Origin of the sequence: Janibacter sp. FSL W8-0316 (genome assembly GCF_038004165.1) — a bacterium.
Lineage (GTDB): Bacteria > Actinomycetota > Actinomycetes > Actinomycetales > Dermatophilaceae > Janibacter > Janibacter indicus.
Genome location: NZ_JBBOQX010000001.1, coordinates 2,784,707 through 2,809,315 on the forward strand (window position 1 = coordinate 2,784,707; position 24,609 = coordinate 2,809,315).

Consider the following 24,609-nt stretch of genomic DNA (forward strand, 5'->3'; position numbering starts at 1 on the left):
AGGTCATCCGGTAGTCGAGACCACAGGAGTTCTCACATGACCACAGACCAGCAGCGCGTCGCCGTCGTCACGGGTGCCGCCCGCGGCATCGGTGCGGGCGTCGCCCGTCGCCTGGCCGCCGACGGGATGGCCGTCGCCGTCCTCGACCTCGACGAGAGCGCCTGTGCGCCGGTCGTCGAGGAGATCGCCGCCGCCGGGGGTCGGGCCCTGGCCGTCGGGGCCGATGTCTCCGACGAGGAGCAGGTCGCCGCGGCCGTCGAGCGCATCGTCGACGAGCTCGGCCCGCCGACGGTCCTGGTCAACAACGCCGGCATCATCCGCGACAACCTGATCTTCAGGATGTCGGTCGCCGACTGGGACTCGGTCATGGCGGTCCACCTGCGGGGGGCCTTCCTCATGACGCGCGCCTGCCAGGCGCACATGACGGCCGAGCGTCACGGCCGCATCGTCAACCTCTCCTCGACCTCGGCCCAGGGCAACCGCGGCCAGGTCAACTACTCGGCGGCCAAGGCCGGCATGCAGGGCTTCACCAAGACCCTGGCCATCGAGCTCGGCAAGTTCGGCGTGACGGCCAATGCCATCGCCCCGGGTTTCATCGAGACCGAGATGACCGCAGAGACGGCCGAACGCATCGGGATCTCCTTCGAGGACCTCAAGGCGCAGGCGAGCGCGGCCGCGGCGGTCGCCCGCACGGGCGTCCCGGCCGACATCGCCCACGCCGTCTCCTTCTTCGCGAGCGAGGGGGCCGGCTTCACCACCGGTCAGGTCCTCTACGTCGCCGGCGGGCCGTGCGACTGATGGGCGTCCCGATGCAGCTCCAGGACAAGGTCGCGGTCGTCACCGGCGCCGCCGGCGGCATCGGTGCCGCCGTCGCGCAGGCCCTCGTCGACGCGGGTGCGCACGTCGTCGTCTCCGACGTCGACGAGGCCCGCGTGGTCGCGACGGCCGAGCGCCTCGGCGCGGTCGCCGTGGCCGGCGACGCCTCGAGCGACGAGGCCATCGCCGCGATGATCACTGCCGCCGAGCAGGCCCACGGCCCGGTCGACCTCTTCTTCGCCAATGCCGGCATCGGCGACGGCCTCGGTCTCTCGGCCACCGACGCCCAGTGGCAGGCCGCGCTCGACGTCAACCTCCTCGCGCACGTGCGCGCCGCCCGCCAGCTCGTGCCCGGCTGGGTGGAGCGCGGCACGGGCTACTTCGTCTCGACCGCCTCTGCCGCAGGGCTGCTCACGCAGATCGGGTCGGCGACCTACTCCGTCTCCAAGCACGGTGCCGTCGCCTTCGCCGAGTGGCTCGCCGTCACCTACGGCGACGACGGCATCGGCGTCAGCTGCCTGTGCCCGATGGGTGTCGACACCGACCTGCTGCGCAGCGGCATGACCTCCGGCGACGACGCAGAGGGCCGGGTCGCCGCGGCCGCGGTCACCGGCGCCGGAGAGGTGCTTGCCCCGAGCGATGTCGCCGACCAGGTGCTCGCCGCCGTCACCGAGGGCCGCTTCCTCATCACCCCGCACGAGGACGTGCGCGAGTTCCTCCGGCGCAAGGTCGACGACCACGACCGGTGGATCGGCGGCATGCAGCGCTATCAGCGCCACCTGAGGGAGAGCACCCGATGACCGGCACCGCCGAGCTGCTGTGGCGCTGGGCCGACACGACGCCCGACGCTCCCGCCCTGCGCGAGGGCGAGCGCGCCTGGACCTTCGAGCAGCTGCGCACGGGGATCCGCGGCGCGATGGAGGAGCTGACCCGCCGGGGTGTGCACCCCGGTGACCGGGTCCTCGTCGTCGTCCCGACGAGTGCCGAGTTCGTCCTCACCTACCACGCCGTCCTCGCCCTCGGGGCGACCGCGGTGACGGTCAACCCGCTGTGCACCCAGCGCGAGCTGACCCACTTCGTGCAGGACGCGGGCTGCTCCTTTGCCATCGGCTGGCACGAGGGCTCGCAGGCGCTCACCGCGACCGCGGGGGAGTGCCGGCTCGACACCTGGGTCCTCGAGCCGGGGTGCGTGCCGCCGCCCGAGGGGGCACCCGACCCGGCGTCCGTCGGCACCGACGACCCGGCCGTGCTGCTCTACACCTCGGGCACGACGGGTGCTCCCAAGGGCGCGATCCTCACCCACGGCAACCTCCTCGGCTGCGGTGCCTCGCTCGCCGAGGCGCTCGACCTCGGGCCGCGGGAGAGCATGGGCACGGCCCTGCCGCTCTTCCACGTCTTCGGCCAGTCCTCGGTGATGTTCACCGTCTACACGGCCGGTGGGTGCCTGTCGCTGCAGCGGCCCTTCGACCCGGCGGGCCTGCTGCGCATGGCCGCCGACCAGCAGCTCACCGCGGTCGCCGGGGTCCCGACGATGTGGAATGCCATGCTCCACGCGGACACGGATGTCACCCCGCAGGAGCTGACCTCCCTTCGCCTGGCCTGCTCGGGAGGCGCGGCGCTGCCGCTCGAGGTGGCCAAGGCCTTCCGCGAGCGCTTCGGCGCGGTCGTCCTCGACGGCTACGGCCTGAGCGAGACCGCGGGTGCCGCGACCTTCAACCGGGCCGACCTCCCGCGCAAGGAGATGAGCGTCGGCCGGGCCCTGCCCGGCGGTGCGCTCGCGATCTTCGACGACGACCGCAACCAGCTGCCTCCCGGCGAGACCGGCGAGGTGGCCATCGCCGGCCCCTACGTCATGAGCGGCTACTGGCAGCGCCCCGACGCGACCGCCGCGGTCTTCGAGGGGGAGTGGTTCCTCACCGGCGACATCGGTCGCATGGACGAGGACGGCGACCTGTGGATCGTCGACCGCAAGAAGGACCTCGTGATCCGCGGCGGCTACAACGTCTACCCCCGCGAGATCGAGGAGGTCCTCTACGGCCACCCCGACATCCGCGAGGCCGCCGTCATCGGCGTGCCCGACGAGCGACTCGGCGAGGAGATCGCTGCCGTCGTCACCCCGCAGCCCGGTGCTCACATCGAGCCCGCCGCCCTGCGTGCCTGGCTCGAGGAGCGGCTCGCCGCCTACAAGGTCCCCCGGATCTACCAGCTCGTGGAGGAGCTGCCCAAGGGGGCCACCGGCAAGATCCTCAAGCGGGCCCTCGACCGACCGACCATCGCCACCTCCGGCGAGCGGCCCGCCCGGGCCGCCGCCCCCACCACCTGACCCGAAGGGAGCGACCCGTGGACTTCGCGCTGGACGCCCGGACCCTCGAGCTGCGTGAGCAGCTCACCGCCTTCATGGACGAGCACGTCTACCCGATCGAGGCGTCCTACCAGGAGCAGCTCGACGCCGCGCCCGACGTGTGGGCGCCACCGCCGATCATCGAGCCGGCCAAGGAGGCCGCCCGCAGCCAGGGGCTGTGGAACCTCTTCCTCCCCGGCGAGGACGGCGCCGGCCTGACCAACCTCCAGTACGCCCCGCTGTGCGAGGTGCTCGGTCGCAGCCTGCACATCGCCCCGGTGGCGACCAACTGCGCCGCGCCCGACACGGGCAACATGGAGGTGCTGCACATGTTCGGCACCCCCGAGCAGCAGGAGCAGTGGCTCACCCCGCTGCTCGCCGGCGAGATCCGCTCGGCCTTCGCGATGACCGAGCCCCGCGTGGCCAGCTCGGACGCGACCAACATCGAGACCTCGATCGTGCGCGACGGTGACGAGTACGTCATCAACGGCCGCAAGTGGTACATCTCCGGCGCGATGAACCCCAACGCCAAGGTCTTGATCCTCATGGGCAAGACCGACCCGTCGGCCGACCGTCACCGGCAGCAGTCGATGATCCTCGTGCCGCGGGACACCCCCGGCGTCGAGGTGCGCCGTGGCATGAAGGTCCTCGGCTACGACGATCGCGACCACGGCGGTCACGCCGAGATCGACTTCATCGACGTGCGCGTCCCGGCGAGCAACCTCATCGGTGAGGAGGGCGCGGGCTTCGCCATCGCCCAGGCCCGTCTCGGCCCTGGCCGCATCCACCACTGCATGCGCCTCATCGGCATCGCCGAGCGCTCGCTCGAGCTCATGGTCGAGCGGGCGGCGAGCCGGGTCGCCTTCGGCAAGCCGCTGTCCGACCAGGGCGTCATCCGCGACTGGATCGCCGAGTCCCGGGTGCGCATCGAGCAGCTGCGGCTGCTCACCCTCAAGGCCGCCTGGCTCATGGACACCGTGGGCAACAAGGGCGCGCACACCGAGATCCAGGCGATCAAGATCGCCGCCCCGGCGACGGTCGAGTGGATCGTCGACAAGGCGGTGCAGGCCCACGGCGCCGGTGGTCTGAGCCAGGACTTCCCGGTCGCGGAGTGGTACGCCCAGGTGCGCACCCTGCGCTTCGCCGACGGCCCCGACGAGGTCCACAAGAACGCCCTGGCCCGTCACGAGATCCGGAGGATGACCGCACATGCCTGATCAGCAGCAGAGCCCTGACCTGCAGCGCAGGGTCGAGGAGCTCCTCGCGAGCCACGACCCGCAGACGACGCCTCCCGCTGACTTCCTCGGCGCGCAGTTCGACGCCGGCCTCGCGTGGGTGCACTTCCCGCAGGGGCGCGGTGGCCTGGGCCTGGCCCGCGGCCGACAGCTCGAGGTCGACGCCCTGCTCGAGGCGGCGGGCGCACCGCGTCCCGACGTCGGACGCAACAGCATCGGCCTCGGCATGGCCGCCCCGACGATCCTCGCCTTCGGCACCCCGCAGATGCAGGAGCGCTACCTGCGGCCGCTCTTCGCGTGCGAGGAGATCTGGTGCCAGCTCTTCAGCGAGCCGGGGGCCGGGTCCGACCTCGCCGGGGTCGCCACGCGCGCGGTGCCCGACGGCGACGACTGGGTCGTCGACGGGCAGAAGGTGTGGACCTCCGGTGCGCACAACGCCGACTTCGCGATCCTCCTGGCCCGCACGGACACCTCGGTGCCCAAGCACGCCGGGATGACCTACTTCCTCGTCGACATGACCGACCCCGGCGTCGAGGTGCGCCCGCTGCGCCAGATCACCGGCGAGGCGGAGTTCAACGAGGTCTTCCTCTCGGGTGTGCGCGTGCCCGACCGCAACCGCGTCGGCAAGGTCGGCGAGGGGTGGCGCGTCGCCACGACGACGCTCAACAACGAGCGGGTCGCCATCAGCGCCGGCACCGAGCGCGAGGCCGGCCAGATCGGCCTGGTCACGCAGCGCTGGCGCGAGGACCCCACGGTGCGCACCCCCGGCACACACGCCGAGCTCATGCACTGGTGGGTCGAGACCGAGGTGACCCGGCTCGCCGGCGAGCGACTGCGCCAGGGCCTCGAGGCCGGGCAGCCCGGGCCGGAGAGCTCGGCCATGAAGCTCGCCTTTGCCCACCAGGCCCAGCAGGTGAGCGGCTTCGCCCTCGAGCTCGCCCCCGAGGAGGGGCTCGAGTACCACGACTGGACCATGGTCCGCCCCGAGGGCGGCTCCTTCCTCGGCCACGGCCCCGGCTACCGCTACCTGCGGGCCAAGGGCAACTCCATCGAGGGCGGCACGAGCGAGATCATGCGCAATGTCGTCGCCGAGCGGGTGCTCGGCCTGCCCCCGGACCACCGCCCCGACAAGGGCGTCGCCTTCAAGGACGTGCCGCGATGACCGACCTGCTCTACACCGACGTCGAGGAGTCGCTGCGCGACAGCGTCCGCTCGACCCTCCAGCGATCCCTCGACGAGGGGCTGCCCGCCCGTCTGGCCGACGAGCCCGACACCGATGTCACCGCGCTGTGGCACACCCTCGCCGAGCAGCTCGGCGTCGCCGGCCTGCTCGTGCCCGAGTCCCTCGGTGGGGTCGGCGCGAGTGCCCGCGAGGCTGCCGTCGTCCTCGAGGAGCTCGGCCGCGCGGTCGCGCCCACGCCCTTCCTCACCAGCGCCGTCGTCGCGACGAGCGCCCTGCTCTCGGCCGGCGACGAGACGCACCTGCCGCGCCTGGCGTCCGGCGAGGTCGTCGCGACCCTCGCCCTGCCGTGGACCGCGCGCCGTGGCGCGTGGACCCCGGTCGAGCACGTGGTCTCCCCGGTCGCCGGTGCGCTGACCGCCGACCTCTTCCTCGTGCCCGTCACCGACGAAGGGGGAGTGACCTCCCTTCGCGCGGTGGGCCGGGACGAGGTCGAGCTCGAGCAGATCACCTCGCTCGACATGACCCGGCCGCTCGCCCGGGTGACGCTCACCGGTGAGGGCACCGAGATCGCCTCCGGCGATACGGCGCGCGCCGCCGTCGACGCCGGCCTGGCGGCCGGCGCGGCCCTGCTCGCCTCCGAGCAGCTCGGCGTGGCGCAGTGGTGCCTCGAGACGACGGTCGAGTACGCCAAGACGCGGGTGCAGTTCGCCCGGCCGATCGGCTCCTTCCAGGCGATCAAGCACCGCCTGGCCGACCTCTACCTGCTGCTCGTGGGCGCGCAGGCTGCGGCACGTCATGCCGCCGGCACGATGGCCGATGGCGCCCTTCGAGGCTCCTCCGTCGCACCTCAGGACGCGGTGGAGGGACGGATCGCCACGGCTACTGCGGCGGCCTTCTGCTCCGACGCCGCCGTGCGCTCCGCCGAGGAGGCCCTGCAGCTTCATGGCGGCATCGGCATGACGTGGGAGGCCGCGGTGCACACCCGGCTCAAGCGCGCCAAGTCCGACCAGCTGGCGCTGGGCACCCCCGACCGGCACCGCAGCGACCTCGCGGAACTCGTGGACCTGCCGGCGTGCTGAGCGACAGACTCGACCTGCGACCCCCTTCGACCACCCCCACCCACAGACCAGGAGTGACCATGCGCGAAGCCGTCATCGTCTCCACCGCCCGCACCCCGATCGGCCGGGCCTACCGCGGCGCCTTCAACGACACCCAGGCCCAGGAGCTCATCGGCCACGCCGTGCGGCACGCCGTCGAGCGCGCCGGCGTCGAGGGCGAGCAGGTCGAGGACGTCGTCATCGGCGCCGCCCTCCAGCAGGGCTCGACCGCGATGAACATCGGCCGTCAGGCCGCCCTGCGGGCCGGCCTGCCCGTGAGCGTGGCCGGCATGTCCGTCGACCGCCAGTGCGCCAGCGGCCTCATGGCCATTGCCACCGCGGCCAAGCAGGTCATCCTCGACGGCCAGCAGGTCGCCGTCGGCGGCGGTGTCGACTCGATCTCGCTCGTGCAGAACGAGCACATGAACACCTACCGCGCCCAGGACCCGTGGCTCGTCGAGCACGTGCCGGCGACCTACATGTCGATGCTCGAGACCGCCGAGGTCGTCGCCCGCTGCTACGGCATCAGCCGCGAGGCGCAGGACGAGTACGCCCTGGAGTCGCAGCGCCGCACCGCTGCGGCGCAGGAGGCCGGCGCCTTCGACGACGAGATCGTCCCGCTGCCCTCGACGATGCTCACCAAGGACAAGGCGACCGGCGAGGTCGGCTCGCAGCAGGTGACCCTGACCAAGGACGAGGGCAACCGCCCCGGCACCCAGCTGGCGGACCTGAGCAAGCTCAGCCCGGTCCTCGCGAAGGACGGCAGCGAGGGCTTCTCCATCACCGCCGGCAATGCCTCGCAGCTGTCCGACGGCGCGTCCGCCGCGGTCGTCATGGAGGCCGAGGAGGCCTCGCGTCGCGGCCTCACCCCGCTCGGCGCCTTCCGCGGGATGGCCGTCGCTGGCTGCGAGCCGGACGAGATGGGCATCGGCCCGGTCTTCGCGGTGCCGAAGCTGCTCAAGCAGCACGGCCTGACCGTCGACGACATCGGCCTGTGGGAGCTCAACGAGGCCTTCGCGGTCCAGGCGCTCTACTGCCGCGACACCCTCGGGATCGACCCGGAGAAGTACAACGTCAACGGCGGGGCGATCTCCATCGGTCACCCCTACGGCATGAGCGGCGCCCGGATGGCCGGCCACGTCCTCATCGAGGGCAAGCGGCGCGGGGCCCGCTACGGCGTCGTGACGATGTGCGTCGGCGGCGGCATGGGCGCGGCCGGCCTCTTCGAGATCTTCTGAGCCGAAGGGAGTACACGTGGGCGTCTTCGTCGCCAACCGCGGTGAGATCGCCGTCCGCATCGTGCGGGCGGCCCGGGAGGCCGGGCTGGAGGCGGTCGTCGCGGTGACACGGGCCGAGGCCGACGGCCTCGCCGCGCGCCTGGCGTCGGGTGTCCACGTGCTCCCCGGCGAGGGCCCGGCGGCCTACCTCGACGCCGCAGCCCTCGTCGCAGGGGCCCGGGTGCACGGGTGCACCCTGCTTCACCCCGGCTACGGCTTCCTCAGCGAGTCGCCGGAGCTGGCGCGGGCCTGCGCCGATGCCGACGTGACCTTCGTCGGCCCCGACGCGGGGCTGCTCGAGCTCTTCGGCGACAAGGGGCGGGCGCGCGCGGCCGCGCAGGAGGCCGGCGTGCCGGTCCTGCCGGCCACCGACGTCGGGGCGAGCGTCGCCGAGGTCGAGGACTTCGCGCGGGCGCAGCTGCCCGGCGGCGTGATGATCAAGGCCGCCGCCGGTGGTGGCGGCCGCGGCATGCGGGCCGTGCCGGCGGGGGAGCCGGTCGCCCCGGCGCTCGAGCGCGCCCGGTCCGAGGCCGAGCGCAGCTTCGGCTCCGGTGACCTCTTCGCCGAGCTCTACGTCGAGCGCGCCCGGCACGTCGAGGTGCAGGTCGGGGCCGACGGCGAAGGGGGAGTCACCCACCTCGGCGAGCGCGACTGCACCCTCCAGCGCCGCTTCCAGAAGGTCGTCGAGGTCGCCCCCGCACCGGACCTGCCCGACGACGTGCGCGCGGCCCTGCACGAGGCCGCCGTGCGGCTGCTCGTCGGTCGTGGGTACCGCGGGCTGGCGACCGTGGAGTTCCTCCTCGACGCCGACGACCCGACCCGCTGGTGGTTCATCGAGGTCAACCCGCGCCTGCAGGTCGAGCACCCCGTGACGGAGCTGGTCACGGGGGTCGACCTCGTCCTCACCCAGCTTGCGCTCGCCACCGGCCGCACCCTCGGCGACCTCGGCCTGGCCGACCCGCCCGCCGTGCGAGGTTCCGCGGTCGAGCTGCGCGTCGCGGCCGAGCGGGTCGGCTCCGACGGCGCGCTCCTGCCCGCGCACGGGGTGGCGACCGGCCTGACCTGGCCGAGCGGCCCCGGCGTGCGGGTCGACACCCATCTCGTCGAGGGCTCCCGGGTCGAGGGGGCCTTCGACTCCCTCGTCGCCAAGGTCGTCACCCACAGCCACGGCGGTCTCGCCGGCGCGCTCGACAAGGCGCGCCGGGCCGCGCTCGAGTGCTCGATCGACGGTGTCGAGACGACCCTGCCCCTGCTGCGCGAGCTGCTCGCCCACGACGACCTCGCAGGCTGGCAGGTGACGACCGGGTGGATCGAGTCCTCAGGGGTGCTGACGACGGTCGACGCCGGGGTGTCGGCGGACGAGGCGGCCCCGGGCGAGGTGTGCGGCGAGATGACCGGCACCGTCCTCGAGGTCCTCGTCGGGGCCGGTGACGAGGTCGCCCTCGGCGCGCCCCTGCTCGTCGTCGAGGCGATGAAGATGGAGCACGTCGTCACCGCCCCGGTCTCCGGCACGGTGACGGAGGTGCGATCCCGGCCGGGGGCCACGACGGCTGCCGGGGACCTGCTCGTGCGGCTGCTCCCTTCGTCCGTGGGCGAGGAGGCCGCTGCCGTCGACGAGGGACCCGACCTCGACACGGAGCGGGCCGACCTGACCCGTCTGCGCGAGCGGCAGGCGCGGCGGCTCGACGCGGCCCGCCCCGAGGCGGTCGCCAAACGGCACGCGCGGGGGCAGCGGACCGCGAGGGACAACCTCGCCGACCTGCTCGACGAGGGCACCCTCGTCGAGTACGGCGGGCTGGCGGTCGCCGCCCAGCGGGCGCGACGCAGCGAGGAGGAGCTCGTGGCGACCACCCCGGCCGACGGCATCATCACCGGCATCGGGCGGGTGACGACGGCGCCGGGGACGAGCCCGCGGGTGGCGGTGCTCGCCTACGACTACACGGTCCTCGCCGGCACCCAGGGCTACCTCAACCACAAGAAGACCGACCGGATGCTCGAGATCGCCGAGCAGCAGCGGCTGCCCGTCGTCCTCTTCGCCGAAGGGGGTGGCGGTCGCCCCGGAGACACCGACACCACCGTCGCCAGCGGGCTGGACGTGCCGACCTTCGCGACGATGGGCCGGCTCAGCGGGCTCGTGCCGACCATCGGCATCGCCGCCGGGCGCTGCTTCGCCGGCAACGCCGCCCTGCTGGGCTGCTGCGACGTCATCATCGCCACCCGTGACTCGACGATCGGCATGGGCGGCCCCGCCATGATCGAGGGCGGCGGCCTCGGCGTCTTCGCCCCCGAGGAGGTCGGCCCCATCGAGGTGCAGGGCAGCAACGGCGTCGTCGACGTCGTCGTCGACGACGAGGCAGAGGCGGTCGCCATCGCCCGGCGCTACCTCGGCTACTTCCAGGGGCCGCGCGGGGACTGGAGCGCGCCGGACCAGCGGCGCCTGCGCCACGTCGTGCCGGAAAGCCGGGTGCGCGCCTACGACGTGCGCCGCGCGATCGAGACGCTCGCCGACGACGACTCCGTGCTCGAGCTGCGGGCCGGCTTCGCCCCGGGCATCGTCACCGCACTCGTGCGCATCGAGGGACGACCCATGGGGCTCGTGGCCAACAACCCACGCCACCTCGGCGGCGCCATCGACACCCCCGCCGCCGACAAGCTCGCGCGCTTCCTCCAGCTGTGCGATGCGCACGGCCTGCCGGTCGTGTCCCTCTGCGACACACCGGGCTTCATGGTCGGCCCCGACCACGAGCGCACCGCGACGGTGCGGCACTTCGCGCGGCTCTTCGTCATCGGCTCGCACCTGCGGGTGCCGATGGTCACCGTCGTCCTGCGCAAGGCCTACGGCCTCGGGGCGCAGGCGATGGCCGCCGGCGGCTTCCACAGACCTGCCGCGACGCTCGCCTGGCCGACCGGCGAGGTCGGCGGCATGGGCCTGGAAGGTGCCGTGCGGCTGGGCTTCCGTCGCGAGCTCGAGGCGGTCGCCGACCCCGCGGAGCGGGCCGAGCTCGAGGCGCAGCTGCTCGCGCAGATGTACGAGCGCGGGCGCGCGGTCAACGCCGCAGCCGTCGTCGAGCTCGACGACGTCATCGACCCGATCGACACCCGGCAGTGGATCACCACGGCACTGGGCGAGGTCGACCAAACCGACGTGCCACGGGGATACGTCGACACCTGGTGAGCCTAGGAGTGCCTGATGGAGTACACGCAGCACCTCGCCGACGTCCGCGCGCGGCAGGAGCGGGTGCGTCCCGCCGACACGCCCCGCGAGGTCGCCCACCCCTTCGGGGAGCTGACCGTCCCGGAGTACGTCGACCGGTGGGCGGTCGAGCAGCCGGACCACCACGCCGTGGTCATGGGGGAGGAGGTGCTCACCTACGCCGACGTCGCCGCGCAGCACGGCCGCTGGGCCGGGTGGCTCCGGGCGAAGGGGGTGGCCCCCGGCGAGCGCGTGGGCGTCCACCTGGGCAACTCCACGGAGTTCGTGCTCGCCTTCCTCGGCACGCTGCGTGCCGGGTGCGTCCACGTCCCGGTCAACGCGATGTTCCAGCACGCCGAGCTCGTCCACGAGCTCGCCGACAGCGCTGCCCGCGTCGTCGTCACCCACGTGACGCTCGCCGAGCGACTCCTGCCGGCCGCGGCCGAGGCCGGAGTGTCCACGGTCGTCGTCGTGGGAGGTGAGGTCTCCTCCCTTCGGCAGGCTGGGGTCGAGGTCGTGGCCTGGGTCGACGCACTGACGGCGGACCCGCTGCCCGAGCCGGCCCGCGACCTCGATGCGCTCGCCGCGCTCAACTACACCGGCGGCACGACCGGCCTGCCCAAGGGGTGCGAGCACACCCAGCGGCACATGGTCTACACGGCGGTGAGCGGCGCCGGGGCCAATGCGCTGGGGCGCGAGGTGGTCTCGCTGTGCTTCGTCCCCGTCTTCTGGATCGCCGGTGAGGACCTGGGCATCCTCATCCCGCTCGTCATGGGCGGCACGAGCATCCTGCTCTCGCGGTGGGACGCGGCGACGGTCGTCGACCTCGTCGAGCGCCACGGCGTGACGACGACCGCGGCGACGGTCGAGAGCTACCTCGCGATCCTCGACCTGCCCGACATCGCCGATCGTGACCTGTCGAGCTTCACCTCGCCGATGGCGATGTCCTTCATCCGCAAGCTCACGCCGGAGGTGCGCCGCCGGTGGGCGGAGGTCGTCGGTGGGCACTCGGTGCTGCGCGAGGGGTCCTACGGACTCACCGAGAGCCACACCATCGACGTCGTGCCGCACGGCTTCCAGGCCGATGACCACGACCTGACGACGACGCCCGTCTTCTGCGGGCTGCCCGTCCCCGGCACCGACGTCCTCGTCGTCGACCCCGTGACCGCCGAGCCGATGCCGCTCGGGGAGCCGGGCGAGATCATCCTGCGCAGCCCCTCGATCACGACCGGCTACTGGCGCAACCCCGAGGCGACGGCGCGACAGCTGCGCGACGGCTGGCTGCACACGGGGGACACCGGCTACCTCGACGACGACGGCTGCCTGCACTACCTGGCGCGGGCCAAGGACATGATCAAGGTGAGCGGCATGAGCGTCTTCCCGGCGGAGGTCGAGACCCTGCTCGTCGACCACCCCGATGTCGCCACGGTCGCCGTGGTGCCGGCACCGGATCCCGAGACCGGCGAGCGCCCGGTGGCCTTCGTGACCGCGTCGGGTGCGAGCGGGCCCGAGATCGAGGAGTGGGCGCGCGGGCGGATGGCCACCTACAAGGTCCCGCTCGTCGAGGTGCTCGACGCCTTCCCACTCACCGACACCGGCAAGATCCGCAAGGGCGAGCTGCTCGAGCGGGCCGGCGAGGTCGTCGCGGCCCGGGGGTGACCCCCTTCGTCCCACGGGCCGACCGCTGACCGATGTGACCCTTGACACGACTTGAATCCAAGTTCAATATGAATGTGAATCATCCTTCAGATACAGGAGTTCACATGACATCACCGACAACGGCGTCGGACGCGGTGCACGCGCGAGCCACCCGCAAGGCCTTCGTGCGGTTGGTCCCGCTGCTCATGGCGGCCTACTTCATGGCCTTCGTCGATCGGACCAACGTCGGCCTGGCGAAGTCCTCGCTCGAGGTCGACGCCGGCATCGACGCCGCGGCCTACGGGCTCGGGGCCGGGCTGTTCTTCCTCACCTACGCGGCCTTCGAGGTGCCGAGCAACCTGATCCTCCACCGGATCGGCGCGAAGGTCTGGATCGGCCGGATCGCCGTCACCTGGGGCCTGATCACCATGGCGATGATGTTCATCTCCAGCCCGGCGATCTTCTACGTCCTGCGTCTGCTGCTCGGTGCGGCCGAGGCCGGCCTCTACCCCGGGATCATGTACCTCATCACGACGTGGTTCGCGCAGAAGGACCGCGCCAAGGCGGTCAGCTTCATCCTGCTCGCGGGGTCGATCGCCTTCATCGTCGCCAACCCCATCGGCGGCGCACTGATGAAGATGGACGGCGTCGGAGGCCTGCACGGCTGGCAGTGGCTCTTCGTCCTCGAGGGCATCCCGACGGTCCTGCTCGGCATCCTCATCTTCCTCGTCCTGCCCAACTCGCCGAGCCGGGCGAGGTGGCTGAGCGACGACGAGGCGAGCGAGCTGACCCGGCGCGCGGTCGGCGAGGAGGCGCACGTCGAGCGGCCCGGGGCGATCGTGCGCAGCGCGATGTCCAAGCCCTTCCTGCTGACGATCGCGGCGATCTACTTCATGAACCAGATCGCGACCTACGGCGTGATCTTCTTCGTGCCCTCGATCGTCGAGGCGATGGACGTCACCGACAGCGTGATGATCGGCCTGATCTCCGCGGTGGTTGGCATCGGCGCCGTCATCGGTCTGCTCGTCGTGCCGCGCGTCCTGGCGCGCAACCCCGGGACCGAGGTGCGGCTCATCGGCTACGCGACGGCGGGCGCGATCGTCATGGCCCTGGCCTTCGTCGTGGTCGACAACGGCGTGGCGCAGATGATCATCCTCAGCGCGACGATGCTCTTCATCGTCGGCGTCCAGCCGCTCTACTGGTCCACGCTCATGGCGCGGCTCGGGGGAGTGGCGGCGGCAGCGGGCCTGGCCTTCGTCAACACCATCGGTCTCACCGGTGGCTTCGTCGGGCCCTACGCCTTCGGCCTCGCGGAGAATGCGACGGGCTCGCCTTCGGCCGGCCTGTGGGTGCTCATCGCGGCGACGACGCTCGGGCTGCTCTGCGTGCCGCTGCTCAAGGTGCTGCTCGCCACGCACGACGCGAAGCACCCGGTGGTCGACCCCGACGAGGACGTCGCCCCCGTCACGGTCTGACCCGCACGACGCGCGACGGCCGGCCGCCCCGTGGGGTGGCCGGCCGTCGCGCGTGGTGGCGTCAGCGGTAGTTGGTGAACTGCAGCGCGACGTCGAGGTCCTTGCCCTTGAGCAGCGAGATGACCTCCTGGAGCTCGTCGCGGGACTTGCCGGTGACCCGCAGCTCGTCGCCCTGGATCTGCGGCTTGACCCCCTTGGGGCCCTCGTCGCGGATGATCTTGGAGATCTTCTTCGCGTTGTCCTGGTCGATGCCCTCCTTGGTCGGGCCGGAGAGGACGTACTCCTTGCCGGAGGCCTGCGGCTCCTTGTCGCCGAAGTCGATGTTCTTCAGCGAGACGCCGCGGCGCACGAGCTTGGACTCGAAGACGTCGAGGACCGCGAGCACCCGCTCGGCGGTGTTGGCCTTGATGACGATGCTCTCGCCGCTCCAGGCGATGGAGGCGCCGACCCCCTTGAAGTCGTAGCGCTGGGAGACCTCCTTGGCCGCCTGGTTGAGGGCGTTGTCGACCTCCTGGCGGTCGACCTTGCTGACGATGTCGAAGCTGCTGCTGGCCATGTCCGGGGCGCTCCTCGGGGTGGATTCTGCTGTTGGGCGATCGACTTGCTATTCTCTCAGACGCACACGGCAGGTTGTCCGAGCGGCCAATGGAAACGGACTGTAAATCCGTCGGGTTATCCCTACGAAGGTTCGAATCCTTCACCTGCCACCAGCAGTGCACAGCGAGCCCCGAGCCGGGTACCCGGCCCGGGGCTCGCGTCGTGTCGGGACGGTGCCGCTCGAGACGACGGCGCCGGCGGGTGCAGGATGGGCCGGGTGACCCCCTTCGACCGCACTGCCTACGGCCACTGGACGACGGTGCCGACCCGGTGGAACGACAACGACGTCTTCGGCCACGTCAACAACGCCGTGCACTACGAGGTGATGGACACGGTCATCAACGACTGGCTCAAGGCGCACGGCTTCGACGTCGCGGCCGGCGGTGACGTCATCAACCTCATCCCCGAGACCGGCTGCCGCTACCTCGCCGAGATCTCCTACCCGGACTCCTTCGAGGTCGGGCTGCGCACGCTGTCCGTCGGCCGGACCAGTGTGCGCTGGGAGTGCGCGCTGCTGCGGGCGAGCGACGGCGAGCTCGTCGCCCTGACGACGGGGGCGCACGTCTTCGTCGACGCGGTGTCGCGACGCCCGGTGCAGATCCCGACCGACCTGCGACCACATCTGGACTCACTGGTCGCCGAGGCTTAAGCGCTCGTTCATCCACGCGTCGGCTGCGAAGGGGAGGGGCTGCCTAGGTTCCCCGCCATGACCGCACCCCTGCCCCGGCCGCGCACCGCAGCGCTGGCCCTCGTCATGTCCACCGCCCTCGTCGCCCCCTTCGGCGCGAGCCTCGCCTCCGCTGCCCCCGGCGACGACGTCACCCTCACCCCGCTCGGCACCTTCTCGACCGGCGCCTTCGACGAGGGGGCCTCGGAGATCGTCGCCCACGACCCGCAGACCCAGCGCGCCTTCGTCGTCAACGCGCAGGCGGGCACGGTCGACGTGCTCGACATCGCCGACCCGAGCGACCCGACCAAGGTCGGCACCCTCGACACCCCCGGGGCCAACTCGGTCGACGTCCATGACGGCCTCGTCGTCGTCGCCGAGCAGGCCGACACCAGGACCGACGCCGGCACCGTCTCCTTCTTCGACGCCGAGACCCTCACGACCGAGCGCACCGTCACCGTCGGCTCGCTGCCCGACATGGTGACCTTCACCCCCGACGGCCGGCGCGTCGTCGTCGCCAACGAGGGCGAGCCCGAGGGCTACTGCGCTGGTCAGGTCGACCCCGAGGGCAGCATCTCGGTCATCGACGTGTCGAAGGGGGTCGCCCGCGCCAAGGTGCGCACCGCCGACTTCACCTCCTTCAACGGCCGGGCCAAGAAGCTCGAGGCGGCCGGGGTCCGCCTCTTCGGCCCCCACGCGACCGTCGCCCAGGACCTCGAGCCCGAGTACGTCGCGACGAGCGCTGACGGCCGCACCGCCTGGGTCACCCTGCAGGAGGCCAACTCGGTCGCCGTCGTCGACCTGCAGGCGGCGCGGGTGACGAAGATCGTCCCGCTTGGACTCAAGGACCACTCGGCCGAGGGGCAGGGCATCGACGCGTCCGACAAGGACGACGCGATCGCCATCGACTCCCACCCGGTCAAGGGCATGTACATGCCTGACGGGGCGGTGGCCTACAGCGCCGGCGACGGCGCCGAGTACGTCGTCACGGCCAACGAGGGCGACGCGCGCGAGTACGACTGCTTCGCCGAGGAGGAGCGGGTCAAGGACCTCGACCTCGACCCGACGGCCTTCCCCGACGCCGAGGCGGTCCAGGCAGACGAGTCGCTCGGCCGGCTCACGGTGACGACCACCTCGCCGCGCAGCGACGAGGGGTACACGGAGCTGCACTCCTTCGGCGGGCGCTCCGTGAGCATCCTCGGCGCCGACGGCTCGCAGGTCTGGGACAGCGGTGACGCGCTCGAGCAGCTCGTCGCTGAGCGCGACCCCGAGCACTTCAACTCCGGCCACGACGACAACGACTCCTTCGACAGCCGCAGCGATGCCAAGGGGCCGGAGCCGGAGGGCCTGGACATCGGCACGATCGGTGGCAGCAGCTACGCCTTCGTCGGGCTCGAGCGCGACTCCGGCATCGCCGTCGTCGACGTCACCGACCCGACCGGCGCCGAGATCGTCGGGTATGCCAAGAACCGCGACTTCTCCGGTGACCCGGAGGCCGGCACGGCCGGCGACCTGGGTCCCGAGGGCGTGCACTTCATCCCCGCGGTGGACAGCCCGACGGGCGAGCCGCTGCTGCTCGTCGGCAACGAGGTCTCCGGGACGACGACGATCTGGCAGGTCGACGCCCCCGGTGCGCTGCCCGAGCCGACCCAGCCGACCGACCCCACCGAGCCGACGGACCCCACCGACGAGCCGACGGCCGACTCGACGGACGAGCCGACCTCGCGCCCGACCGACGACGGCGACGACACCGACGAGCCGGTGCGCGGCCCCGTCGTCGAGACGGACCTGCTCTGATCGAGCGGCGCTGATCGGGGGCCCGGCGACCTCGTCGGGTCCCCGATTTCATGACCACGGCACTTGCCGTGTAATCTCTCCCGAGGTTGTCCACCGGATCACTCCGGTCCGGAGGGCCTGCCCCCTTAGCTCAGTCGGCAGAGCGTTTCCATGGTAAGGAAAAGGTCGTCGGTTCGATTCCGACAGGGGGCTCGGGTTCGGCCCGCGCCGCGCGCGCAGGTTGACCGCCACGGCGGGGTAGCTCAGCTGGTTAGAGCGCACGACTCATAATCGTGAGGTCGCGGGATCGAGTCCCGCTCCCGCTACGCAGTGCCACGGGTGCGACCACCACCGATTTCCGGTGGGGGCCGCCCGTGGACTGTCCTTGTGCGTCGCCGTGCTGCACGCTGCAGCACCACACGCACCTCCCGCCCAGCGCAGACCGGCGCAGGCGAGTACCACCCGAAGTTGTCGAGAGCAGGTTCTTACCGTGGCATCCAAGAGCGCCGACGTCCGCCCCAAGATCACCCTGGCGTGCACGGAGTGCAAGGAGCGGAACTACATCACCAAGAAGAACCGCCGCAACAACCCCGACCGCATGGAGCTCATGAAGTTCTGCCCGCGGGACCGCCAGCACACCCTGCACCGCGAGACCCGCTGACCGAGCGCAGCGCATCTGCACCGAAGCGGCCGCCGAGCACCTGCTCGACGGCCGCTTCGTCGTGCCGGCGGCGTCGCTCCTAGACTGATCGCATGGCCGTGAACGAGGACTTCCAGGGGCGCACCTACGACCCGACGCCCCCCTTCAGCGTGGGCCGCGAGCACATCCGCGACTTCGCCGCGGCGGTCGGGGCGACCGACCCGGTGCACCACGACGTCGAGGCCGCCCGGGCCGCGGGCTACGCGGACCTCGTCGCGCCGCCGACCTTCGCCGTCATCCCGGGGCAGCGCACGGACGCGCAGCTCGTCACCGACCCCGAGGCGGGCGTCGACTACTCGCGCGTCGTCCACGGCGAGCAGCGCTTCACCCACCACCGCCCGATCGTCGCCGGCGACGAGCTGCGCGGCGTCCTGCACGTCGACGCGATCCGTGCCGCGGGCGGGCACCAGATGGTGACGATGCGCAGCGAGATCGTCGACGCCCAGGACCAGCCGGTCGCGACGAGCCTGTCGACGATCGTCATCCGAGGAGGAGAGTGAGCATGACCGTGCGCCGCTTCGAGGACGTCAGCGAAGGGGAGTCCCTCCCGCCCCGCACCATCCCCGTGACCCGGGCCCACCTCGTGCACTACGCCGGCGCCTCCGGTGACCGCAACGTCATCCACTGGGACGAGCGGACCGCGCAGGCGGTCGGGCTGCCCGACGTCATCGCCCACGGCATGTGGACGATGGGTGCGGCGGTCCAGGTCGTCACGGACTGGGTCGGGGACGCCGGGCGCATCGTCGACTACGGCACCCGCTTCACCAAGCCGGTCGTCGTCCCGCACGGCGCCGGGGCGGAGATCGCCGTCGCCGGCGTCGTGAAGTCCCTCGACGAGCAGACCCGTGAGGCGACCGTCGAGCTGACCGTCACCTGCGGCGACGACAAGGTGCTCGGCCGCTGCCGCGCCGTGGCCCGGCTCGACTGATGGGCGCGACCGAGCGCGGCGTCGAGCTGGCGCCGCTCACGACCATGCGCGTCGGCGGGCCGGCCGACACCCTCGTCACCGCTGAGACCCTCGACGAGGTCGTCGCCGCCGTCCGGGCCGCGGACGAGGCGGGCACGCCCCTGCTGCTCCTGTCCGGCGGCTCCAACCTCGTCATCGCCGATGACGGCTTCCGCGGCACCGTCGTCCGCATCGCGACGAAGGGGGTCCGCGTCGAGTCCACGCACGACGAGCACGTCGACGTCGTCGTCGCCGCCGGAGAGGTGTGGGACGACGTCGTCGCCCGCGCCGTCGCCGAGGGCTGGTCGGGCATCGAGGCGCTCTCCGGCATCCCCGGGCTGGCCGGGGCGACGCCGGTGCAAAATGTCGGCGCCTACGGCCAGGAGGTCGCGCAGACCATCACGCGCGTGCGCGTCTGGGACCGCGACGAGCGGCGCGAGCGCACCTTCACGGCGCAGGAATGCGCCTTCACCTACCGCCACTCGGTCTTCAAGGAGACGGGCCGTCACGTCGTGCTCGAGGTGACCTTCCGCCTCGGCCGGGGTGGCCTGTCGGCGCCGGTGGCCTATGCCGACCTGGCACGCCAGCTCGGGGTCGAGCAGGAGGACCGGGTGCCGCTCGCCGCGGCCCGTGACGCCGTGCTCGTGCAGCGCGGCAACCGCGGCATGGTCCTCGACGAGACCGACCACGACACGTGGAGCTGTGGCTCCTTCTTCACCAACCCGATCCTGCCGGCCGAGCGTTTCGACGAGCTCGTCGAGCGCGCCGCCCAGCGGCTGGGGCCGCAGGGACCGACCCCACCGGTCTTCCCCGCGGGGGAGGGGCTGGTCAAGACCAGCGCGGCCTGGCTCATCGACAAGGCGGGCTTCGGCAAGGGGCACGCGATGCCCGGGCCGGCCGCCCTGTCGACGAAGCACACCCTCGCGGTGACCAACCGCGGCACGGCGACGGCGGCCGACATCGCGGCCCTGGCCCGCGAGGTGCGCGACGGGGTGGAGTCCGCCTTCGGCGTGACGCTCGTCAACGAGCCGGTCTTCGTCGGGCACGAGCTGTAGGTGCCGAAGGGCCCACGGTCAGGTCGACCGTGGGCCCGTCGGCGTGCGTCGTGCGTGCGGGTCAGCGCACGGCCGCGTAGGCGTCGACGATGCCGTCGCCGTAGTAGGAGTTCTCCTGCGGGGTGCCGACGCACGCGGCGCCTCGCGTGGTGCTCGAGCACGGGGTGTCGGTGGCCTGGGACCGCAGCTCGCTGATCATCTTCTCCGGGCCCCACGTCGGGTGGGCCGACTTCATCAGGGCCAGGACGCCGGCGACGTGCGGCGAGGCCATCGAGGTGCCGCTCTTGAGGCCCCACCCGTTGTCCCGGACGATCGTCGAGAGGATCGAGCTGCCGGGAGCGGCGACGTCGATCGAGCCGAGGCCGCGGTTGGAGAAGGAGGACAGCTTGCCCTGGCGGTCGATCGACGAGACGGTGACGACACCGTCGAGCTCGGTCGGGATGTCCTTGCACGAGCTGTTGATCGTGCGCTCGACCGAGGTCCCGTCGTTGGGGCTCGATGCGTTCGTCGTCTTGTTCGACAGGTCGTAGGCGCTGTTGCCGGCGGCCGCCGCGTGGACGGAGCCCTGCTTCGTCGACCAGTCGACCGCGCGACGCACGGCCTCCAGGGCGGGGGCCTGCTCGGGCTGGTCGCCGCACCAGAACTCGAAGGGGTCGACGTAGTAGCTGTTGTTGGTCACATCCATGCCCTTGAGGCCGGCCTCCATGAAGCCGCAGACCGCGTACTCGGGATAGATGAACCCGTCGTCGTTGACGACCTTGACCGAGGCCATCTTCGCCCCGGGGGCGATGCCGACGATGCCGACGCCGTTGCGCTCGGCGCCGATCGTGCCCGCGACGTGGGTGCCGTGGTCGCTCGTCGTCGGGGCCCAGGCGGACTCGCCGGTCGCCGGGCGGCCCGCATCGGTGCAGCCGACCGAGCTGGCGCGGTCGATCTGGTTGGCCAGGTCCGGGTGGTCGGGGTCGATGCCGGAGTCGAGGACACCGACGGTGACGTCGGGAGAGCCGGTGGTGATCTGGTGCGCCTGCGGCACGTTGATCATCTGCATGTCCCACTGCTCGCCCTCGCGCGGGTCGGTGCTCGTGGCGGCGGTGCCCTCGGAGACGTCGCCCTTCTTCGTCAGGGCCTTCTTCAGCTGGCCCTTGCCCGGGCCCCACGGGGCCTGGGCGCCCGCCGGGGTCCCCTCGCTGACGGCGACCGACCGGGTCGGGCCGACCGACTCGACCGCATTGCGGGCCGCGGCGACGACGGTGGTGCGGAAGTCGGCCTTGGTCGAGTGGGCCACGACGACGCCGATCTGCGGCCAGGACTGCACGACGACCCCGCCGGCGGACTGGACCGCACGCTCGACCTTGCGCACCTGACCGGGGCTGACGATCTTGGTGTTGATGACGTAGCTGGAGATCTGGCCCTCGGGGGTCGAGATCGGGACCGGGGTCGAGACCGGCTCGTCCTGGGTCGCTCCGGTGGCCGACTGGGCGCCGATGACGCCGAGGCCGACGACGGCGGCAGCAGCCGCCAGTCGAGCGCCGCGCGGTCGCATGCGTGAAGCCATGTGCATTTCCTCCCTTGGTGACCGCGGGCCGGGGATCGAGCCGCGGCACCGGCGATCTTGGCAGAAGATCACGCTTCGTGCGCGTCGAACGCCGCAGGATCTGCGGTCACGCCGTCGGATCGGCGAAGGGGGTGGCCTCAGGCCGGCGCCCCCAGCCAGGCGTCGATGTCCGCGAGGGCGGTGGTGATGACCTCCTCGGGCGCGCGGCTGGCGCGGAAGGAGCCGCGGGCGACCTCGGCGAGCTCGGGGTCGGTGAGGCCGTGGACCGTGCGAGCGGTCTCGTACTGCGCGAGGAGGCGCGAGTCGAAGAGCAGCGGGTCGTCGGCGCCGAGCGCGACCGTGGCGCCGGCGTCGAGCAGCGTGCGCAGCGGCACGGCGTGCTCCTCGAGGTAGACCCCGAGAGCGACATTGGACCCGGGGCAGACCTCCAGGGCCACATCGGCGGCGACGAGCGCCTCGAGCACGCGAGGATCCTCGGTGCTGCGCACGCCGTGCCCGAGCCGCTGCGGGCGCAGGCTCGTGAGGGTCTCGGCGATGGCGTCCGGGCCGAGCAGCTCGCCCGAGTGCGGCACCAGCATCAGCCCGGCCCGCTCGGCGATGCGGAAGGCCGGGGCGAAGTCGGGGGTGGACCCGCGGCGCTCGTCGTTGGACAGGCCGAAGCCGAGGACCCCCTCTGGCCCTCGGTCGGCCAGCCGGGCCGCGAGCCGGGCCAGGGTGCGCGCCTCGAGGGGGTGGCGGATGCGGCTGGCCGCCATGACGACGCCGACCCGCGCCGACCCCGTCTCGTCCGCCGTGGCGTTGACGGAGCGGGCCTCGTCGAGGACCACCTCCATCGCGGGGGTGATGCCACCGACGAAGGGGGCGTACGACGTCGGGTCGACCTGGATCTCGAGCCAGCGCGAGCCCTCGGCGCCGTCGTCGAGGGCCGCCTCGCGCACGATCCGGCGCATCTGGGCCTCGCCGCGCACGCAGTGGCGGGCCGCGTCGTAGAGCCGCTGGAAGCGGAACCACCCCCGCTCGTCGGCCGCGGACAGTCGTGGGGGATAGGCCGAGCGAAGGGAGTCGGGCAACCGCAGGCACTGCGCTGCCGCCATGTCCCGGACAGTCTCGACCCGCATCGAGCCGGTGAAGTGCAGGTGCAGGTGGGCCTTGGGCAGGGCCCGCAGGTCGCGGGTCGGGGAGGTCAGTCCTCCTCCTCGGCCCGTCCGTCGATGACGTGCACGGCGGCCTCCTCGGCGGAGGCCGCGCCACCGTCGACGCCGACGTCGCGGCCCCAGGCCTGGTCGTCCGTGTCGTCGTGGGCCCCCTCGTCGGGGCTGACAAGCCGCCCGGCGCGGGCGTCGCCGACCTCGCTGTCGCCGATCCAGTCGTCCTCGGCGGCGATGGCGTCCGGGTCGTCACCACCGATGCGGCCGGGCTCGTCGACCTCCCAGGTGGTGTCCGGATCCTCCTGCTTGAGCCGCTGGTCGATGCTCTCGCCCTCGCGCTGCTCCGCCGCGGTGACTCCGTGGGCGTAGGAGCCGCGGGCCGAGTCGGGCGGGGAGTAGCCCGCGTCGAGCGGGTCCTCGTCCTCGGCGCCGGTGCCCATGAGGCTGTCGCCGGGCTGCAGCTGGTCCTCGTCGTCGAGGCTGTAGCTCGTCAGGTCGGTGTCGAGGTCTTCACGCTCGGACATGGTCACTCCTTGGTGGTTGCGCCCAGCTGCTCCGCGGCCGCGATGAGGACGCACGTGGCGACCGTCTCCATGGCCTCGGTGAGCTCGGACATCGGCGGCATGGTGGGCGCCAGGCGGATGTTGGTGTCGTCCGGGTCCTGCCCGTGGGGGAAGGAGGCACCCGCGGGGGTCAGCGACAGGCCGGCCTCCTTGGCGAGGGCGACGACACGGGAGGCCGTGCCGGGAAGCACGTCGAGGTTGACGAAGTAGCCGCCCGTCGGGCGGTTCCACGTCGCGACCCCGAGACCGCCGAGGCGCTCGGTGAGCACCCGGTCGACCTCGGCGAACTTCGGGGCGATGATCTCGGCGTGCTTGCGCATGTGCGCCCGCACCCCGTCGGCGTCGCCGAAGAACTCGACGTGGCGCAGCTGGTTGATCTTGTCCGGGCCGATCGACCCCTTGCCGAGGTGCTCGAGGTACCAGGCGACCTGCTCGACCGAGGAGGCGAGGAAGGCCACGCCCGCGCCGGCCCAGGTGATCTTGGAGGTCGAGGCGAACATCACCGCGCGGTGAGGGTGGCCCGCGCCCGAGGCCAGCGTGATGATGTCGGCGCTCTTGGCCTCGTCCTCGGTGAGGTGGTGCACCGCGTAGGCGTTGTCCCAGAAGATCTTGAAGTCGGGCGCCGCGGTCTCCATGCCCGCCAGCCGGCTGGCCACCTCGTGGCTGACGACCGCACCGGTCGGGTTGGCGTAGGTCGGGACGATCCAGATGCCCTTGACCGACCGGTCGGAGCCGGCGATGCGGGCGACCTCGTCGACGTCGGGGCCCTCGTCGGTCATCGGCACGGTGACCATCTCGATGCCGAGGTCCTCGAGGAGCGCGAAGTGGCGGTCGTAGCCGGGCACCGGGCAGATGAAGGTGACCTTGTCCTCCTTGGCCCAGGGGCGCGGGGAGTCGATGGCCCCGAAGAGGAGCAGGTCGACGAGCACGTCGCGCATCATCGTCAGCGAGGAGTTGCCGCCGGCGACGATCTGCTCGGGCTCGACCCAGAGCAGCTCGGCGAAGATCTCGCGCAGCTCGGTCAGCCCGGTGAGGCCGCCGTAGTTGCGCACGTCGGTGCCGGCGCGGTCCGTGGTGGCCGAAGGGAGGGAGAGCATCGGGTCGGCGAGGTCGAGCTGTGCGGAGCTCGGCTTGCCGCGCGTCACGTCGAGCTTGGTGCCCTTGGCGGCCTGCGCGGCGTGGGCCTCGCGCTGGGTCTGCGCGAGGGCGTGCAGCTCCTGCGCGGAGAGGTCGGACAGGGGGCGAGCGTCGGGCGTCGAAGTCACGCCGTCAGTCTTCCACCTCACGTGGGTTCGCGGTGCGGTGCCTCCGTGACGTACAGTGATCCCTCGGTTGACTTGGACCAGA

General features: G+C 72.2%; 21 protein-coding genes and 3 tRNA genes. 19 read left to right on the forward strand and 5 right to left on the reverse strand.

The window, feature by feature from the left end; all coding sequences use genetic code 11:
- Window positions 1-36: 36 nt before the first annotated feature.
- The 10 genes from NYE39_RS13685 to NYE39_RS13730 all read left to right on the forward strand — a co-directional run bounded on the left by NYE39_RS13685 (window position 37) and on the right by NYE39_RS13730 (window position 14,255).
- Window positions 37-798, forward strand: a complete 762-nt coding sequence (locus NYE39_RS13685; protein ID WP_192911468.1) for an SDR family oxidoreductase — start codon at window positions 37-39, stop codon at window positions 796-798.
- Complete coding sequence (locus tag NYE39_RS13690) at window positions 798-1,616, forward strand: SDR family oxidoreductase (RefSeq protein ID WP_236953423.1); 819 nt, start codon at window positions 798-800, stop codon at window positions 1,614-1,616. The genes NYE39_RS13685 and NYE39_RS13690 overlap by 1 nt, the downstream gene beginning before the upstream one ends.
- On the forward strand, window positions 1,613-3,139 hold the full coding sequence (locus tag NYE39_RS13695) for a class I adenylate-forming enzyme family protein (RefSeq protein ID WP_341012993.1): 1,527 nt from the start codon (window positions 1,613-1,615) through the stop codon (window positions 3,137-3,139). The genes NYE39_RS13690 and NYE39_RS13695 overlap by 4 nt, the downstream gene beginning before the upstream one ends.
- 17 nt (window positions 3,140-3,156) lie before the next feature.
- Window positions 3,157-4,374, forward strand: a complete 1,218-nt coding sequence (locus tag NYE39_RS13700; RefSeq protein ID WP_341012994.1) for an acyl-CoA dehydrogenase family protein — start codon at window positions 3,157-3,159, stop codon at window positions 4,372-4,374.
- On the forward strand, window positions 4,367-5,554 hold the full coding sequence (locus NYE39_RS13705; protein ID WP_341012995.1) for an acyl-CoA dehydrogenase family protein: 1,188 nt from the start codon (window positions 4,367-4,369) through the stop codon (window positions 5,552-5,554). The genes NYE39_RS13700 and NYE39_RS13705 overlap by 8 nt, the downstream gene beginning before the upstream one ends.
- Entirely contained in the window at window positions 5,551-6,654 is a 1,104-nt protein-coding gene (locus NYE39_RS13710; protein WP_341012996.1) for an acyl-CoA dehydrogenase family protein, read from the forward strand. Before NYE39_RS13705 ends, NYE39_RS13710 begins: the two co-directional genes overlap by 4 nt.
- A 59-nt stretch (window positions 6,655-6,713) precedes the next feature.
- Window positions 6,714-7,910, forward strand: coding sequence for an acetyl-CoA C-acyltransferase (locus NYE39_RS13715; RefSeq protein WP_341012997.1), 1,197 nt, complete (start codon window positions 6,714-6,716; stop codon window positions 7,908-7,910).
- Between the two features lie 16 nt (window positions 7,911-7,926).
- Window positions 7,927-11,124 (forward strand): carboxyl transferase domain-containing protein, encoded by a 3,198-nt coding sequence (locus NYE39_RS13720; protein WP_341012998.1) that lies wholly within the window; start codon window positions 7,927-7,929, stop codon window positions 11,122-11,124.
- 15 nt (window positions 11,125-11,139) lie between these two features.
- A complete protein-coding gene (locus tag NYE39_RS13725; RefSeq protein ID WP_341012999.1) occupies window positions 11,140-12,801 on the forward strand; it encodes an AMP-binding protein in 1,662 nt (553 codons plus the stop codon).
- 104 nt (window positions 12,802-12,905) lie between these two features.
- Window positions 12,906-14,255, forward strand: a complete 1,350-nt coding sequence (locus NYE39_RS13730) for an MFS transporter (protein ID WP_072623734.1) — start codon at window positions 12,906-12,908, stop codon at window positions 14,253-14,255.
- Window positions 14,256-14,316: 61 nt separating this feature from the next.
- Here the strand turns inward: NYE39_RS13730 and NYE39_RS13735 are convergent, their stop codons facing one another.
- On the reverse strand, window positions 14,317-14,811 hold the full coding sequence (locus NYE39_RS13735) for a YajQ family cyclic di-GMP-binding protein (protein ID WP_072623735.1): 495 nt from the start codon (window positions 14,809-14,811) through the stop codon (window positions 14,317-14,319).
- A gap of 68 nt (window positions 14,812-14,879) precedes the next feature.
- On the opposite strand from NYE39_RS13735, the gene NYE39_RS13740 reads away from it, so the two are divergent.
- From NYE39_RS13740 to NYE39_RS13780, 9 genes are all read left to right on the forward strand, one after another.
- A tRNA-Tyr gene (locus NYE39_RS13740) sits at window positions 14,880-14,965 on the forward strand.
- A gap of 104 nt (window positions 14,966-15,069) precedes the next feature.
- Entirely contained in the window at window positions 15,070-15,501 is a 432-nt protein-coding gene (locus tag NYE39_RS13745; RefSeq protein WP_205703096.1) for an acyl-CoA thioesterase, read from the forward strand.
- Between the two features lie 57 nt (window positions 15,502-15,558).
- Window positions 15,559-17,316 carry a choice-of-anchor I family protein gene (locus NYE39_RS13750; protein WP_341013000.1) on the forward strand — a complete coding sequence of 586 codons (1,758 nt, stop codon included), beginning with the start codon at window positions 15,559-15,561 and terminating at the stop codon, window positions 17,314-17,316.
- A gap of 119 nt (window positions 17,317-17,435) precedes the next feature.
- Window positions 17,436-17,508: transfer RNA gene (locus NYE39_RS13755), tRNA-Thr, on the forward strand.
- A 39-nt stretch (window positions 17,509-17,547) separates the two neighbouring features.
- Window positions 17,548-17,621: transfer RNA gene (locus tag NYE39_RS13760), tRNA-Met, on the forward strand.
- A 164-nt stretch (window positions 17,622-17,785) separates the two neighbouring features.
- A complete protein-coding gene (gene rpmG / locus NYE39_RS13765) occupies window positions 17,786-17,956 on the forward strand; it encodes a 50S ribosomal protein L33 (protein ID WP_072623737.1) in 171 nt (56 codons plus the stop codon).
- 92 nt (window positions 17,957-18,048) lie between these two features.
- Window positions 18,049-18,495, forward strand: a complete 447-nt coding sequence (locus NYE39_RS13770) for an FAS1-like dehydratase domain-containing protein (protein WP_072623738.1) — start codon at window positions 18,049-18,051, stop codon at window positions 18,493-18,495.
- 2 nt (window positions 18,496-18,497) lie between these two features.
- A complete protein-coding gene (locus NYE39_RS13775; protein WP_072623739.1) occupies window positions 18,498-18,923 on the forward strand; it encodes a MaoC family dehydratase in 426 nt (141 codons plus the stop codon).
- Window positions 18,923-19,996 (forward strand): UDP-N-acetylmuramate dehydrogenase, encoded by a 1,074-nt coding sequence (locus NYE39_RS13780; RefSeq protein ID WP_072623740.1) that lies wholly within the window; start codon window positions 18,923-18,925, stop codon window positions 19,994-19,996. Before NYE39_RS13775 ends, NYE39_RS13780 begins: the two co-directional genes overlap by 1 nt.
- Before the next feature lie 61 nt (window positions 19,997-20,057).
- Here NYE39_RS13780 and NYE39_RS13785 read toward each other — a convergent pair whose 3' ends face one another.
- From NYE39_RS13785 to NYE39_RS13800, 4 genes are all read right to left on the reverse strand, one after another.
- Window positions 20,058-21,551, reverse strand: coding sequence for a S8 family peptidase (locus NYE39_RS13785; protein ID WP_341013001.1), 1,494 nt, complete (start codon window positions 21,549-21,551; stop codon window positions 20,058-20,060).
- 137 nt (window positions 21,552-21,688) lie between these two features.
- Window positions 21,689-22,669: an adenosine deaminase gene (locus tag NYE39_RS13790; protein WP_445667076.1), complete on the reverse strand. Its 981-nt coding sequence runs from the start codon at window positions 22,667-22,669 to the stop codon at window positions 21,689-21,691.
- A gap of 65 nt (window positions 22,670-22,734) precedes the next feature.
- The gene (locus NYE39_RS13795; protein ID WP_072623743.1) at window positions 22,735-23,223 is read right to left on the reverse strand and encodes a DUF5709 domain-containing protein; all 489 of its coding nucleotides are present in this window, start codon (window positions 23,221-23,223) and stop codon (window positions 22,735-22,737) included.
- Between the two features lie 2 nt (window positions 23,224-23,225).
- Window positions 23,226-24,527 (reverse strand): aminotransferase class I/II-fold pyridoxal phosphate-dependent enzyme, encoded by a 1,302-nt coding sequence (locus NYE39_RS13800; RefSeq protein WP_341013002.1) that lies wholly within the window; start codon window positions 24,525-24,527, stop codon window positions 23,226-23,228.
- Between the last annotated feature and the right edge of the window lie 82 nt (window positions 24,528-24,609).

Excerpts from the sequence above, each read along its gene's own strand:
- NYE39_RS13685 (WP_192911468.1), top strand. The coding sequence starts at position 37 with ATGACCACAGACCAGCAGCGCGTCGCCGTCGTCACGGGTGCCGCCCGC.
- NYE39_RS13690 (WP_236953423.1), top strand. The coding sequence starts at position 798 with ATGGGCGTCCCGATGCAGCTCCAGGACAAGGTCGCGGTCGTCACCGGC.
- NYE39_RS13695 (WP_341012993.1), top strand. The coding sequence starts at position 1,613 with ATGACCGGCACCGCCGAGCTGCTGTGGCGCTGGGCCGACACGACGCCC.
- NYE39_RS13705 (WP_341012995.1), top strand. The coding sequence starts at position 4,367 with ATGCCTGATCAGCAGCAGAGCCCTGACCTGCAGCGCAGGGTCGAGGAG.
- NYE39_RS13710 (WP_341012996.1), top strand. The coding sequence starts at position 5,551 with ATGACCGACCTGCTCTACACCGACGTCGAGGAGTCGCTGCGCGACAGC.
- NYE39_RS13715 (WP_341012997.1), top strand. The coding sequence starts at position 6,714 with ATGCGCGAAGCCGTCATCGTCTCCACCGCCCGCACCCCGATCGGCCGG.
- NYE39_RS13725 (WP_341012999.1), top strand. The coding sequence starts at position 11,140 with ATGGAGTACACGCAGCACCTCGCCGACGTCCGCGCGCGGCAGGAGCGG.
- NYE39_RS13730 (WP_072623734.1), top strand. The coding sequence starts at position 12,906 with ATGACATCACCGACAACGGCGTCGGACGCGGTGCACGCGCGAGCCACC.
- NYE39_RS13735 (WP_072623735.1), bottom strand. The coding sequence starts at position 14,811 with ATGGCCAGCAGCAGCTTCGACATCGTCAGCAAGGTCGACCGCCAGGAG.
- NYE39_RS13750 (WP_341013000.1), top strand. The coding sequence starts at position 15,559 with ATGACCGCACCCCTGCCCCGGCCGCGCACCGCAGCGCTGGCCCTCGTC.
- NYE39_RS13770 (WP_072623738.1), top strand. The coding sequence starts at position 18,049 with ATGGCCGTGAACGAGGACTTCCAGGGGCGCACCTACGACCCGACGCCC.
- NYE39_RS13775 (WP_072623739.1), top strand. The coding sequence starts at position 18,498 with ATGACCGTGCGCCGCTTCGAGGACGTCAGCGAAGGGGAGTCCCTCCCG.
- NYE39_RS13780 (WP_072623740.1), top strand. The coding sequence starts at position 18,923 with ATGGGCGCGACCGAGCGCGGCGTCGAGCTGGCGCCGCTCACGACCATG.
- NYE39_RS13785 (WP_341013001.1), bottom strand. The coding sequence starts at position 21,551 with ATGGCTTCACGCATGCGACCGCGCGGCGCTCGACTGGCGGCTGCTGCC.
- NYE39_RS13790 (WP_445667076.1), bottom strand. The coding sequence starts at position 22,669 with ATGCGGGTCGAGACTGTCCGGGACATGGCGGCAGCGCAGTGCCTGCGG.
- NYE39_RS13795 (WP_072623743.1), bottom strand. The coding sequence starts at position 23,223 with ATGTCCGAGCGTGAAGACCTCGACACCGACCTGACGAGCTACAGCCTC.